At 42.9% G+C, this 13674-nt stretch carries 12 protein-coding genes and 1 riboswitch; of the genes, 9 read left to right on the top strand and 3 right to left on the bottom strand.

Features of this window, described 5'->3' with window-relative positions; genetic code table 11:
• Positions 1-253 precede the first annotated feature (253 nt).
• On the bottom strand, positions 254-2353 hold the full coding sequence (locus AN393_RS19100) for a TonB-dependent receptor (protein WP_055018906.1): 2100 nt from the start codon (positions 2351-2353) through the stop codon (positions 254-256).
• A gap of 101 nt (positions 2354-2454) precedes the next feature.
• On the opposite strand from AN393_RS19100, the gene AN393_RS19095 reads away from it, so the two are divergent.
• From AN393_RS19095 to AN393_RS19060, 8 genes are all read left to right on the top strand, one after another.
• A complete protein-coding gene (locus AN393_RS19095; RefSeq protein WP_055016870.1) occupies positions 2455-2859 on the top strand; it encodes a thioesterase family protein in 405 nt (134 codons plus the stop codon).
• A 120-nt stretch (positions 2860-2979) separates the two neighbouring features.
• Positions 2980-3378, top strand: coding sequence for an META domain-containing protein (locus tag AN393_RS19090; RefSeq protein ID WP_055018905.1), 399 nt, complete (start codon positions 2980-2982; stop codon positions 3376-3378).
• Positions 3379-3484: 106 nt separating this feature from the next.
• Positions 3485-3590: riboswitch (TPP riboswitch) on the top strand.
• Positions 3591-3733: 143 nt separating this feature from the next.
• Positions 3734-5686 (top strand): phosphomethylpyrimidine synthase ThiC, encoded by a 1953-nt coding sequence (gene thiC, locus AN393_RS19085; RefSeq protein ID WP_055016871.1) that lies wholly within the window; start codon positions 3734-3736, stop codon positions 5684-5686.
• Between the two features lie 101 nt (positions 5687-5787).
• Entirely contained in the window at positions 5788-6789 is a 1002-nt protein-coding gene (locus AN393_RS19080) for an FAD-dependent oxidoreductase (protein ID WP_055018904.1), read from the top strand.
• A 7-nt stretch (positions 6790-6796) separates the two neighbouring features.
• On the top strand, positions 6797-6991 hold the full coding sequence (gene thiS / locus AN393_RS19075) for a sulfur carrier protein ThiS (RefSeq protein ID WP_055016873.1): 195 nt from the start codon (positions 6797-6799) through the stop codon (positions 6989-6991).
• Position 6992: 1 nt separating this feature from the next.
• Positions 6993-7787 carry a thiazole synthase gene (locus tag AN393_RS19070; RefSeq protein ID WP_055018903.1) on the top strand — a complete coding sequence of 265 codons (795 nt, stop codon included), beginning with the start codon at positions 6993-6995 and terminating at the stop codon, positions 7785-7787.
• A gap of 13 nt (positions 7788-7800) precedes the next feature.
• Positions 7801-9327, top strand: a complete 1527-nt coding sequence (gene thiE, locus AN393_RS19065) for a thiamine phosphate synthase (RefSeq protein WP_055018902.1) — start codon at positions 7801-7803, stop codon at positions 9325-9327.
• The gene (locus AN393_RS19060; protein WP_055018901.1) at positions 9320-10069 is read left to right on the top strand and encodes a HesA/MoeB/ThiF family protein; all 750 of its coding nucleotides are present in this window, start codon (positions 9320-9322) and stop codon (positions 10067-10069) included. Before thiE ends, AN393_RS19060 begins: the two co-directional genes overlap by 8 nt.
• Positions 10070-10635: 566 nt before the next feature.
• Here AN393_RS19060 and asd read toward each other — a convergent pair.
• Together asd and rsgA are read right to left on the bottom strand one after the other, a co-directional pair.
• Complete coding sequence (gene asd / locus AN393_RS19055) at positions 10636-11514, bottom strand: archaetidylserine decarboxylase (protein WP_200909056.1); 879 nt, start codon at positions 11512-11514, stop codon at positions 10636-10638.
• Positions 11515-11529: 15 nt separating this feature from the next.
• Positions 11530-12588 carry a small ribosomal subunit biogenesis GTPase RsgA gene (gene rsgA / locus AN393_RS19050; RefSeq protein ID WP_055016880.1) on the bottom strand — a complete coding sequence of 353 codons (1059 nt, stop codon included), beginning with the start codon at positions 12586-12588 and terminating at the stop codon, positions 11530-11532.
• 286 nt (positions 12589-12874) lie between these two features.
• On the opposite strand from rsgA, the gene orn reads away from it, so the two are divergent.
• Positions 12875-13420, top strand: a complete 546-nt coding sequence (gene orn, locus AN393_RS19045; protein WP_055016877.1) for an oligoribonuclease — start codon at positions 12875-12877, stop codon at positions 13418-13420.
• The last annotated feature ends 254 nt before the right edge of the window (positions 13421-13674 follow it).

The raw sequence follows: 13674 nt of genomic DNA, 5'->3' as shown, positions 1-13674 counted from the left end.
ATATTAAGTGATTTATTCACAAAGAGGTTAGGAGACGCTGCGCTTTAGAGGGTCATGTTGTAGTCGTGGCTTTATGCCGCGTATTGAGTTTTAACAGCTTTGCGTGAGCAAGCTTCACGCCAATAAAAAAACACCGCGCTTTAATTAAGCGCGGTGTTTTTTAATCTTAAACTGACAACTGACAACTGACAACTGACAACTGACAACTGACAACTGACAGCTAACAGCTAACAGCTAAAACTAACAGCTTTATTTACAGCTCTAACGTAAACGTTACTCCCGCTACTCTTGGCTCACCTAATTGTACGTAGGTATGTGTTTCGTAGCCATCAAGTGGGTTGTTACCAAACTCAAAGCCGCGGGTTGGTACTTCTTCGTCAAATACGTTACGTGCCCATGCGCGTACTGCCCACATGTCGGCTTCGTAGCCAAAGCTTAAGTTTACTAAATTGCTGCTGGGTGCTTGTGAGTTATGGCTATCTGAGAAGTAATAATCGTCTTTACCTTCAACCCCAATCATACCGTACAGCTCATTAGTAAAGTTGTAACGCGCGCTAAATGCGTATTGATACTTAGGTGATTGCGCTTGCTCACGACCGTCTTGGTTTAAGCCCGATTGCGTTACAAAGTCGTCAATTTCTGTGTTTAAGTAACCGGCGCTACCTGTTAAGAATAAGTCTTCGGTAAGTTGGTAACTACCTTCAACCTCTAGCCCGTAGTTACTACCTGAGCTTGCATTATCAACATAGCCTGTAAATTGCTGACCTTCTACTTGCCATGCTTTTAACTGAATGTTGTCGCGGTGCATATAAAATGCGGCTAAACGCAGGGTAAATTTGTCATCAAGGGATGAGCCCTTAACGCCAAATTCGCCGCTCCAAAGGTATTCTGGGTCAAAGCTTGTATGCTGCTGGAAAAAATCAGCATCTAGGTTTAAGCCTTCATCTTTAGCTTTTGCTAATGCTTCTGAATTAATACCGCCAGCTTTATAACCACGAGTAATGCTTGCGTAGATCATAGTACGATCAATCACTTGGTATTCAAGTGCTAGTTTACCGCCTACCATTACGTCGTCTGTCTCTTCAATAAAGCCGTTGCTGTCGGTGTAATCACCTTGGTATTGCTCTACACGTAAACCGGTAATGAGCGTGGTTTTAGGGCCGATAGGTGTGGCTACTTGGCCGTAAACAGCTACGTTACTAGTTTCATAAGTTGAAGCAAATGGGTTTGCAAGCCAAGTGTATTCACGCTCTAAATCTACATCGCGGTTTTGATAGTAAACACCGGCAACCCAGTTACCTGTTTTAGAATTTAGTTGTAAATTAGCTGATTGATCGTCACGATCACGCGTGTATACATCGGTAGAGCTATAACCCCAAGGGTGCAAGCCTGCTGCACATAATTGTGGCTCGCTTGCATCGTTACATACCCAGTCTTCGTCAAAGCTGTAAAGTAGCTCAGTATCAATGGCTGAAAGGTTTAAGCTTACGTCAAAAGCATCAAAGCCTGTGTAAGTATTGTTAATACCAATGGCGTAGCTTTGTTGGTTATCTTGGCCTGGCTCGTCGGCTACGCTATTACGGCTGTTATCAAGCGTGAACGCATCGTAGCCGTTGTTTATGTCTATGTAGTGTAGGTTTAACTCAGTGTTTAAATGTTCAGTAAGTTGGCTGTTTAATTTAAAACGGGCTACTTGTTCATCTTGTTGCTGGGTTTCGTCATTTAAATATAGGTTATCTACATAGCCATCTGATTTTCTGCGAAAGTAGCTTACACGTGCGCTTGTATCATCGGTTAAGCCAGTACTTGCCGCAAGGCCTGCTTCGCGTGAGTTGTAAGTGCCCATACCCACTTGCAATTTTAAACTAGGATCGGCAGTGGCTTGTGCTGATTCCATTTGGATCATACCGGCCATACCGTCTGCGCCAAAGCGAGTGCCTTGTGGGCCGCGGTAAATTTCTACGTGGTCAATATCAAATAATAAAGAGCTGCCACCTAAACCCGAGTAATTTATGCCGTCGATGACCAAGCCAACCGATGGATTAATTGGGTCTACAAATTGTGAGCGAAGTCCCACACCACGAATTTGAATATAACGACCACGAGAGGCACCTGAAGTAAAGTTTACGTTGGCTGTACTACCTAGCATTTCGTCTAAGAAACTTGCACCGCGTTGATTAATTTCAGATTCGCTAAATAGGCTCGCACTCGCGCTTAATGTTTGAATGCTTTCACGTTGAAAGTCGCCGGTAACAACAATTCGTTCTAGGTCGCTGTCATCAGCGTTTGCTATAAGTGGTGTACTAATTAGCGGTAACAACGCCGCAGTAATTAAAGACAAACGTAAGTTCATTAGGTTACTTAACTCCATTTTAGGGACTTGTATGGTAGCAATTATTTTAATACTTGTGTTATAACGCAGCGATTATACGTTAAATAATCAGGATTACTAATATGACCTTTAAAGTTGATTTTAAAGTGCGCCATTACGAATGTGACTTGCAAGGTATTGTAAATAACAGTGTGTACTTTAATTATTTAGAGCATGCCCGCCATGAGTTTTTATTTGCGAATGGGGTCGATTTTGCATTGCTTGCCAAGCAAAAGGTTAACCTAGTAGTGATACGCAGTGAGGTTGATTACAAGCATTCACTGGTGCCTGAAGATGAATTTTATGTGTCGGTAGAGCCTGAGCGTATAAGCCGGTTAAAGTTTGCGTTTAAGCAGGCAATCGTTCGCAAAAGCGATGAAAAAATAATGCTTCAAGCTAGAGTAATTGGCACATCGGTTAACGAAAAAGGCCGCCCTTTTTTACCACCCGAAATGGATAACTTATTTAAAAATTGTGATCTAAATTAAGCTGTTTAACTTTTAAACTACCATAGAACAAAAATTTACATTTAAAACATGCATTTTTAACGGATAAACCGCATAAAAATTGTTACTATTACTGTAATTAAATATTTAGTTAGTAATAGCATGAAATTAGCAGCACTACCGATACTTTTGATCGGTTTATGTATTGGTTGTACAGCCACAGGGACGGTGACCACTGAGCAGCTAAAGTACACACAATGGCAACTATCAAAGGTTGATGGGTTGGCTGTGCCGGCCTCTTACAGAGCGTCAATAAGCTTTATTGAAGCGTTGCAAGTAAACGGGTTTGCAGGATGTAATAAGTTTTTTGGTGAAGGCGAGCTTGAAGACAGCAACATTAGCGTTAATAAACTAGGTATGACACGTAAGTCGTGCGGGGCAGATGTTGATGCGCTAGAACAGCAGTTTTTACAAGCGCTCAGAGAGGGGGCAACACTTACCATGCAAGGCTCACAGTTGGTTATGCAAGGTAATAAAACTTTTTTGTTTATTGCAAAGTAGTGATATGAGTATTTGAGGTTGCCTCTTGCAGGCAATTTTAAACTGGCGTACACTCAGCGTAGATTTGCTAAAAAACAATGGTAAATCAACGAACAAATTTTATATATTTTACTTGTCGGAGTGCCTTAACTCGTTAAGGCTGAGATCGCGAAAGCGGGATCCGTGAACCTGATCAGGTTAAAACCTGCGTAGGGAACAAGCTGCCTAAAATGGGACGCTTGTGCGTCTTTTTTTATGCGCACAACAAAATAACTAGCCATTTTAGGCCGCAAAGCAGCATAAACACTGCTTTACGATCTTTCTCTATTCCTTATGGAATATCTGACAAGACAACCCTTTAGCAATGAGGTAAGTCATGTCAAACACTACAAATAAGTCTACACGTCGAGAAACGCGCGCAGCCGCGTCTGACTATATTTATAATTTAACAGGTCAGCCATTTCCAAGTTCGCAAAAAGTATATGTTGAGGGCAGCCAAAGCGGTGTGCGTGTGGGTATGCGCGAAATTACATTAAGCGACACGTTTATTGGTGGCGATGAGCAAAACCCTGTGTATGAGCCAAACGAGCCACTACGTGTTTACGATACATCAGGCCCATATACCGACCCTAACTTTGAGTTAGACGTACGCAAAGGGCTACCAAAATTTCGTGAGCAGTGGATAAAAGATCGCAACGACACTGAAGTACTCGAGTCGGTTACTTCGCAATTTGCCCAGCAGCGTATGGCCGATGATGGCCTGGATCATATTCGTTTTGAGCATTTACCTAAAATTCGCCGTGGTAAGGCGGGTAAAAACGTAACCCAAATGCATTATGCTCGCCAAGGCATTATAACTCCAGAAATGGAATACGTAGCCATACGCGAAAACATGGGCCGAGCAAAAATTAGAGAAGAGCTACTAGCAGCCCAACACAAAGGTGAGTCGTTTGGGGCGAGTATTCCTGATTTTATTACCCCTGAGTTTGTACGTGACGAAATAGCCCGTGGTCGTGCTATTTTACCAAACAACATTAACCATCCAGAAACCGAGCCCATGATAGTGGGGCGTAATTTTTTAGTTAAAGTTAACGCTAACATAGGTAATTCGTCGGTAAGCTCATCAATCGAAGAAGAAGTAGAAAAAATGGTGTGGTCTACCCGTTGGGGTGCCGATACCGTAATGGACTTATCAACAGGGCGCTATATTCACGAAACGCGTGAATGGGTTGTACGTAATTCGCCAGTGCCCATTGGCACAGTTCCCATTTATCAAGCGCTTGAAAAAGTAAACGGTGTGGCAGAGGATTTAACGTGGGAGATCTTTCGCGATACCCTAATTGAACAAGCCGAACAGGGTGTTGATTACTTTACTATTCATGCCGGAGTATTGCTGCGCTATGTGCCAATGACGGCAAAGCGAGTAACCGGTATTGTATCGCGCGGTGGCTCAATTATGGCTAAGTGGTGTTTAGCACACCATAAAGAAAACTTTTTATATACGCACTTTGAAGATATATGCGAAATTTTAAAACAATACGATGTGTGTTTTTCACTCGGTGATGGCCTTCGTCCAGGTTCGATTGCTGATGCCAACGACGAGGCGCAATTTAGCGAGCTACGTACGTTAGGGGAGCTTACAAAAATTGCGTGGAAACACGATGTACAAGTATTTATTGAAGGCCCAGGCCATGTGCCAATGCACATGATTAAAGCCAATATGGATGAACAATTAGAGCATTGTGGCGAAGCCCCTTTTTACACCTTAGGCCCATTAACGACCGATATAGCACCAGGGTACGACCATATAACATCGGGTATAGGCGCTGCACAAATAGCGTGGTACGGCTGTGCAATGCTGTGTTATGTAACACCAAAAGAGCATTTAGGTTTGCCCAATAAAGAAGATGTAAAAGAGGGCCTAATTACCTACAAAATTGCAGCACATGCGGCCGACTTAGCCAAAGGCCACCCCGGCGCGCAAGAGCGCGATAATGCATTATCAAAAGCGCGCTTTGAATTTAGATGGCACGACCAATTTAATATTGGCCTAGACCCAGAACGTGCCCGTGAATATCACGACGAAACCCTGCCGCAAGAGTCTGGCAAAGTAGCGCACTTTTGCTCTATGTGTGGCCCTAAATTTTGCTCAATGAAAATTACCCAAGAGGTACGTGATTACGCCAAAGATCTCGAATCACGCGGGATCGATCCTAACAATGTTGGTGATGCAATTGAGATCAAAATGGTTGATGTAGAAGCGCAAATGAAAGCGAAGTCGGAAGAGTTTAAGCAGTCGGGCTCAGAAATTTACCATAAAGCGCTGTAGCGCGGTTTTCAGCTGTCAGATATCAACAATAAAGTAACTAGCATAGAGGCAATAGTTACTTTACTGACAGCTGCGGCTTTGAGCTTCATGTAGGAGTGTTTATGTTTTACAACATTGCCGTTGTAGGCTTTGGTTTAGCAGGGCGCTTAGCAGCCCTTGAGCTTAGTAAGTCGCACCATGTTACTGTTTTTGAAGCCACTGATGAGCATACTCAAAATAGTGCCGGTAAAGTGGCAGCTGCGATGTTAGCACCCCTTGCAGAGTCGGTATTGTGTGAAACGGATTTGGCGATCATGGGGCTAAATTCACTCAAGCGCTGGCCAGAAATAGTGAGCGAGCTTGAAGGTGAGGTTTTTTATCAGCAAAAAGGCACGCTGGTTGTGGCGCACCAGCAAGATAAAGGTGACTTACAAAGCTTTAGCCAGCGTATTAAGCCTATAGCAGGGCATAGCGCGCAGGCGTTAAATGCTCAGCAAATAACACAGTTAGAGCCCGAATTAGCTAATCGTTTTAACCAAGGGGTGTTTTTACCCTGCGAAGGGCAGATTGATAATCAGGCTTTTTATAAAGCAAGCTTTACCATGCTTAATAAGCGTAAGGTTAAGTTTGTGTTTAACCAACGCGTTAGCATTCAAAATGGCGAGGTGAATAACCGCCCGTTTGATTACATTATTGATTGCCGTGGTTTAGGTGCTAAAGCCGATAAGCCACTTAGAGGAGTGCGTGGTGAGGTAGCCAGATTACATGCGCCAGAGGTTAACTTAACGCGGCCTGTGCGTTTAATGCACCCACGCTATCCAATTTATATCGCACCAAAACCCAATAATGAGTATGTAATTGGTGCAACCGAAATTGAGTCTGATGATAGCGGGCCTGCCACGGTGCGCTCCACGCTTGAGCTACTTTCGGCCGCTTATACTGTGCACAGTGGGTTTGCTGAGGCTCGATTACTCAATATTCAAAGCGGGTTACGCCCTGCATTTAAAAGCAACCGACCAGAAGTTTTAAAAGAAGGAAACGTAATTAGTATTAATGGCTTATATCGTCATGGCTATATGTTGGGCCCTGCGTTAGTGAAAGATGCGTTATCAAAAATAGAGTGAGTAATAAATGACTATAACAATTAATGGTGAGCTGCTTACTGTTGAAAGTGCAGTACTTGTTAATGTATTACAACATTTTGGTGCAAAGCCTCCATTTGCTGTGGCGGTGAATGGCGAATTTATTCCACAAAGTTTGCATGCAAGCACCACAATTAACGAAGGGGATAGCATTGAATTGTTATCCCCTATACAAGGTGGGTAGCATGGTTCAAGGTAACGATTGCTTAACTATTTATGGCGAGCAACTAAATAGCCGTTTGTTAATAGGCTCGGCGCTTTATCCATCGCCAGCGGTGATGGAAGAGTCTATAAAAGCCTCTGGTGCGCAAATAGTAACGGTGTCATTAAGGCGCCAGCAAAGCGTGGCCGCGGGGGATGATTTTTGGCAGCTTATTAAAAACACGGGCCTTAAAATACTGCCAAATACAGCAGGGTGTCACAGTGTAAAAGAAGCTGTAACACTTGCTAAAATGTGCCGCGAAGTATTTGCAACCGATTGGATTAAGCTTGAACTAATAGGTGATGACTACAACTTACAACCTGACCCATTCGCCTTGTTAGAAGCCACTAAATTATTAGTTAATGATGGCTTTAAAGTATTGCCTTACTGCACTGACGATTTAGTGCTTTGCCAGCGTTTAAATGAGCTAGGGTGTGAAGTACTTATGCCTTGGGGCGCACCTATTGGCACCGGCAAAGGGCTTTTAAATAGTTATAATTTAAAAACAATTCGTGAGCGCTTACCAAACACCACATTAATTGTGGATGCAGGGCTGGGTTTGCCTTCGCATGCCTGCCAAGCACTTGAATTAGGGTATGATGCGGTTTTATTAAATTCAGCAATAGCAGGGGCTGGCTGTCCAGTTACGATGAGTCGTGCATTTAAAGCCGCGGTAGAGGCAGGGCGCTTTGCTTATAATGCCAAAGCAATGCCTGAAAAAGACTTAGCAGCCCCCTCAACCCCGACAATGGGTATGCCGTTTTGGCATCAGCAGTAAGGAAATAAAGAGTATGAATAATTTAGTGTGGACAATTGCCGGCTCCGACTCTGGCGGCGGTGCAGGCATTCAAGCGGATATAAAAGCAATGCAAAGTTTCGGCGTGCATGGATGTACTGCAATTACCGCGCTTACGGCACAAAATAGCTTAGGTGTGGAGGCGATTAACGCGGTATCTACCGATATTATTGAATCGCAATTACTAGCACTCGAAAGCGATATGAAAGCCAAAGTGATTAAAATTGGCATGCTGGCCAATGTGCAGCAAATTCAATTAATAAGCGAGCATATAGCACATTACAAAGCTAAATGGCCTGTACCGCCAGTAATTGTTTATGACCCGGTAGCTATTGCCTCAAGCGGTGATGTATTAACAGAAGAAGATACCGTGAGTGCCATTAAAGAATGCTTAATGCCGCTGGTGGATGTAATAACACCTAACACGCACGAAACGCAATTATTAACAGGGGTGTATTTAATTGGCCCAAGTGCAGTGAAAGACGCTGCTAAAAAGCTATTAAGCTGGGGCGCAAAAGCGGTTGTGATTAAAGGCGGGCACTGGGATTATCCAACAGGTTATTGTATCGATTACTGCACACAAAACGGCGAAGAGTATTGGCTCGGTAATAAAAAAATTCAAAGCCCTCATAGTCATGGTACTGGTTGCAGTATGGCCTCGGTTATTGCCGCGTGTTTAGCAAAAGGCTACCCACTAAAAGATGCCTTTATTTTAGCTAAAGCCTATATAAACCAAGGCTTAAAGCAATCGGTTAGGTACGGCGAAGGAATAGGCCCGGTTGCGCATACCGCTTTTCCTACAAATTTAGATGATTTTCCGCAAGTAATAGAGCCTGGCAGCTGGCTTGGTGATGAACTAGATTTTGATGTGCCACTTGAATTTAATATGGCGGCTGATTTTGCACCTTGTGAAAGTAAAAAGTTAGGCTTATATGCTGTAGTCGATAGCCTAGATTGGTTAGATAAATGTTTGCAACAAGGTATTACTACGGCGCAGCTGCGCGTTAAAAATAAAACCGACCTTGAGCTTGATGAACTCATTAAGCAGGCCGTAGAGCTGGGTAAAAAATATAACGCTCACGTATTTATAAACGACTACTGGCAGTTGGCAATTAAGCACGGTGCCTACGGCGTACACTTAGGCCAAGAAGATTTAGAAACCGCTAATTTAGCAGCGATTAAAGAGGCGGGATTAAGACTTGGGCTTTCTACCCACGGCTTTTACGAAATGCTACGTGCGCACAACTACCGACCAAGTTATATGGCGTTTGGTGCTATTTATCCAACCACCACCAAAGATATGAGCGGCCAAATACAAGGGCTTGATAAACTTAAAAAGTGTGTGCCATTAATGCAAAGCTACCCAACCGTTGCCATTGGCGGCATAGATTTAACCCGCGCAAGCGAAGTTGCACAAACAGGTGTAGGCAGTGTTGCTGTGGTAAGAGCGATTACTGAATCGGATGATTATATTGCAGCTATTAGCGCACTACAAAGTGCTATAAACCAGTCAAATGGATAAGCTCAGCGATAAAGAAACCCTGCGTTACAGCCGTCACTTATTGTTAAAAGAAGTGGGGCTAGAAGGGCAGTTAGCACTCAAAGCTGCAACTGTTGCTGTAGTCGGTGCGGGCGGGTTAGGTAGCCCTGCGCTTTTGTATTTAGCCGCAGCAGGTATTGGTACGCTTATTTTAATAGACGATGATGGCGTTGAGCTATCTAACTTGCAGCGCCAAGTGCTTTATAAAATAAATCATTTAGGGCAAAGCAAGGTCGCGGCCGCTGGCAAAGTATTAGCGAGTTTGAATAATCAAATAGATATAGTGACGCATTGTCAAAAACTCGATAATAACAACGCAGCTGGGCTTTTAAATAATGCCGACATAGTACTGGATTGCTCTGATAATTTTGCCACACGTTACAGTGTTAACCATTATTGCTTTACTCATAAGCTGCCTTTAATTACAGGCGCTGCAATTGCAAGTAGTGGGCAACTTATGGGCTTTGATTTTAGGCAAAACAATAGCCCATGTTATGGTTGCGTTTTTGCAAAAAGTGACGCCACGCCCGCTGTAAATTGTAGTAATGCGGGTGTAATAAGCCCGTTATTGGGAGTTGTTGGCTCTATGCAGGCACAACTGACACTTAATATGCTGTTAGGGCATGTTGTAGGTAGTGTGTTTATTACCTTCGATGCGCTGAGCTTAAAGCAACAGCATTTTAAAGTAGTTAAAGATTCCAACTGCAAAGAGTGCGGTGGATAAAGTATGAGGTAATTCGCGAGGGAAGCCATGAGAAGCTGCGCTTCTAACGTGAGCAAGCTCTACGTCTACAGCTAAAATTAGCATTGTGGTTTAGTTAATCTGTAGGCGCCTTGCATGCGCATTTGGAATTTATGCTGTGTACATTTATTAATGCAAAATATCCGACGCGAGGTAAACTCGCTGCTACTAGCTTTGCACTCTTTTTTTAAGAATTAATTCACAAAGAGGTTAAGAGGCGCTGCGTTTTAGAGGAAAAGATAAGCTTAAAATAAGTATTTGTTTTAAGTTTTCTCATTTATTCCTCTTTCACTTCTCTTTGTGCAAAATATTAAGCTATTTATTCACTGAAAGGTTAAGAGGCGCTGCGCTTTAGAGGATAAAGTTGTAAACGCCTTGCTTGCAGGCGCGTTGATATAAAATCTATCTACGCTTTGTATTTTTAACGTGAGCAAGCTTTACGTCTACCAATAAAAAAGCACCGCGTTTGTAATAAACGCGGTGCTTTCTAATCTTTAACTGACAACTGACAACTGACAACTGACAACTGACAACTGACAGCTTACAGCTTATAGCTCTTCACTTTCTTTAATTGTTGCAAATGCGGTGTTTAAACGCGTTACTGTTTCTGGCAGTTGGTCGTCTAAAATATCTGCTTTGTCAGCACCCCATGCAAGTACCACTGTTGAACCTAGTTTAAAGCGGCCCATTTCTTCACCTTTTTTAAGGGTGATGGCGTTTTCACCTTGAGTTGGGTAGTTCCAGCTAAACACATCGCTACCGGCTGGTGGCGTTACTGTGCCTGCCCAAACAGTTTCAATGCTGGCTACAATGGTTGCGCCTACAAGTACCATTGCAAGAGGGCCAATTTCGGTTTCAAAAATAGCGACTACACGCTCGTTACGCGCAAATAAATTAGGGACATTCCGTGCTGTAAGCGGGTTTACCGAAAATAAGTCGCCCGGTACATAAATCATCTTACTTAGTGTGCCGTCTATTGGCATATGTATACGGTGATAGTCTTTTGGCGCTAGGTAAATAGTTGCAAATTTGCCGCCTAAAAATGGCGTTGTATCATCTTCAGAACCACCTAAGAGTGCTTGTAGGCTGTAGTCGTGACCTTTTGCTTGTATTAACTGGCCATCAACAATGTCGCCTAGTTGGCTAATAGCACCATCTACAGGGTGCGTAATGACGTTCTCGCCTTGCGCCATTGGACGCACACCCTCTTTTAATGGGCGGGTAAAAAATTCATTAAACGTTTTGTAGTATCCTGGGTCTTCATGCAAGGCTTCATTCATGTCTACTTTATATTGCTTAATAAAAAGTTTAATGAGCGTCGTAGTTAAAGCACCGGCTTTTGCTGCTGCTAATTTACCTACTACGCGTGAAATAAAGTGCTTTGGCATTGCATACTGCATTGCAATTTTAAATTTGTCTAAACTCACAGATTGTTTCCTAAATTAAACGCGAGGTGCACGTGCACCAGCACGGCCGTCGGCCATTGTTTCTAAAATACGGTGGTAGCTGTCAAATCGCATTTGCGAGATATCGCCATCGGCTACCGCTTGTTGAATTATACAGCCTGGGTCGTTTAAATGCTTACAGTCTCTAAAGCGACACCCACCTATAAACTCTCTAAATTCTTTAAAGCACCAAGTAACACGCTCTACTTCTAAATGCCATAAACCAAACTCACGTATGCCTGGTGAGTCTATTAGGTTACCACCACTTGGAAGGTGATGTAAGCGTGATACAGTGGTGGTATGTTGCCCTAAGCCACTGTTTTCTGATACTTCTTTGGTTAATATTTCGGCATCAGGAAGTACCGTGTTAACTAAGGTTGATTTACCCACGCCACTTTGCCCAACAAAAATATTATTTTTATCAACCAGTACGCTTTTTAAATCCTCTATACCTTCGCCGGTTACACTACTTACAAGCAGCACTTGATAGCCAAGGCCTCGATAGATATCGAGTATTTTTTGAATCTCGTTTAAGCCTTCATCGTCAATTAAGTCGATTTTATTAAGTACTAAAATAGGTTCTATGCCCATGTCTTCACAGGCAATCAAATAACGGTCGATAATACTGGGCGTAAACTCTGGTAATACGGCCGACACCATTAAAATTTGGTCAATATTTGCAGCGATTACTTTTACGCCATCGTAAAAGTCGGGACGCGTAAGTTGCGAGCGACGCTCTTGTGTTGCTTCAATAACACCCGCTAAGTCGCCTTCACTTACTTTTGCGCGGCGAAATAGTACTTCGTCACCACACACTAAGTTTGTAACGGTGCGGCGAATATTACAGCGTAGTACGTCACCTTCTTGTGTTTCTACATCGGCGTGTTGGCCAAAACGGCTGATCACGACGGCGTTTTCGGTTGCGCCCAGATTATCTGTTTGCCATTCTTGTGCGCCACCTTTTGCCAATTTTGTATCGGCATTATTTAAGCGCTTTTGATGATTAGCCTTGATCCTGCGAGATTGGCCTTTACTTAATTTTTTCTGTTTTGCCACTTTTGGCCTATAACCTTGGTTTAAATGTCGGCTTTGCGTTAATACCAGTTGGCAATACCTAACCATTTTGAGTGGCTAAACCTGACGCTAGCTACGTTAAAAAATTTCTCATTTAGAACAACTAAATAACAAAATTTTTGCCTTGCTATCGACAAGGTTTTACTACCTCAAAATAGATTACTTAATTAACCAAAATGGTATAAAAAAAGCTTTAGCTCGACGGTTGATGCTAATATGATATATCGAAATGCGTTGGATCTAAAGAAAAGCACTGTTTAAGGTTACTATGACTATTAATGAATCTAATTTAATTTGGCTTGATCTGGAAATGACTGGGCTTGAGCCTGCCACGGATAAAATACTCGAAATTGCAACAGTGGTAACTGATGCCGATTTAAATATACTCGCGGAAGGTCCTACTATAGCTATTCATCAAAGTGATGAGCTGCTAGATGGCATGGACGAATGGTGTACTACGCAGCACGGTAAATCTGGTTTAACAGCGCGTTGTAAAGCCAGTACATATGATGAGGCTTATGCGGTTGAACAAACGCTTAATTTTTTAAAGCAGTGGGTGCCGGCGGGTAAATCACCTATGTGTGGTAACTCAATAGGCCAAGACAGACGCTTTATGAATAAATACATGCGCGAGCTTGAAGACTTTTTTCATTATCGAAATTTAGATGTAAGCACGATTAAAGAGCTTGCCCGACGTTGGAAGCCTGAAGTTTTGGCACAGGTGAATAAAAAAGGGTCACACCTTGCGCTTGATGACATTAAAGATTCTATTATGGAATTAAAGGTGTATAGAGAAAAATTCTTTAATTTGTAAAAAACACTTGCAAACACATTAGATTATTGTAGAATCCTGCCCCGCTCAAGACGATAACCCCCGCGGGGTTGGTGTGTTTGAGTAAGTTATAAAGCGGCACTAGCTCAGTTGCCAGAACGTAGGACGCGACCCGTCGCGTACCAACGGACAAATTACTGACTAACTATAAAGCGGCACTAGCTCAGTTGCCAGAACGTAGGACGCGACCCGTCGCGCACCAACGGACAAATTACTGACTAACTATAAAGCGGCAC

The organism is Pseudoalteromonas sp. P1-25 (assembly GCF_001401805.1).
Taxonomy (GTDB): domain Bacteria; phylum Pseudomonadota; class Gammaproteobacteria; order Enterobacterales; family Alteromonadaceae; genus Pseudoalteromonas.
The sequence above is the reverse complement of the archived record's forward strand: the minus strand, read 5'-3'. Positions and strand labels throughout refer to the sequence as shown.

Excerpts from the sequence above, each read along its gene's own strand:
- AN393_RS19100 (WP_055018906.1), bottom strand. The coding sequence starts at position 2,353 with ATGAACTTACGTTTGTCTTTAATTACTGCGGCGTTGTTACCGCTAATT.
- AN393_RS19095 (WP_055016870.1), top strand. The coding sequence starts at position 2,455 with ATGACCTTTAAAGTTGATTTTAAAGTGCGCCATTACGAATGTGACTTG.
- AN393_RS19090 (WP_055018905.1), top strand. The coding sequence starts at position 2,980 with ATGAAATTAGCAGCACTACCGATACTTTTGATCGGTTTATGTATTGGT.
- thiC (WP_055016871.1), top strand. The coding sequence starts at position 3,734 with ATGTCAAACACTACAAATAAGTCTACACGTCGAGAAACGCGCGCAGCC.
- AN393_RS19080 (WP_055018904.1), top strand. The coding sequence starts at position 5,788 with ATGTTTTACAACATTGCCGTTGTAGGCTTTGGTTTAGCAGGGCGCTTA.
- thiS (WP_055016873.1), top strand. The coding sequence starts at position 6,797 with ATGACTATAACAATTAATGGTGAGCTGCTTACTGTTGAAAGTGCAGTA.
- AN393_RS19070 (WP_055018903.1), top strand. The coding sequence starts at position 6,993 with ATGGTTCAAGGTAACGATTGCTTAACTATTTATGGCGAGCAACTAAAT.
- thiE (WP_055018902.1), top strand. The coding sequence starts at position 7,801 with ATGAATAATTTAGTGTGGACAATTGCCGGCTCCGACTCTGGCGGCGGT.
- AN393_RS19060 (WP_055018901.1), top strand. The coding sequence starts at position 9,320 with ATGGATAAGCTCAGCGATAAAGAAACCCTGCGTTACAGCCGTCACTTA.
- orn (WP_055016877.1), top strand. The coding sequence starts at position 12,875 with ATGACTATTAATGAATCTAATTTAATTTGGCTTGATCTGGAAATGACT.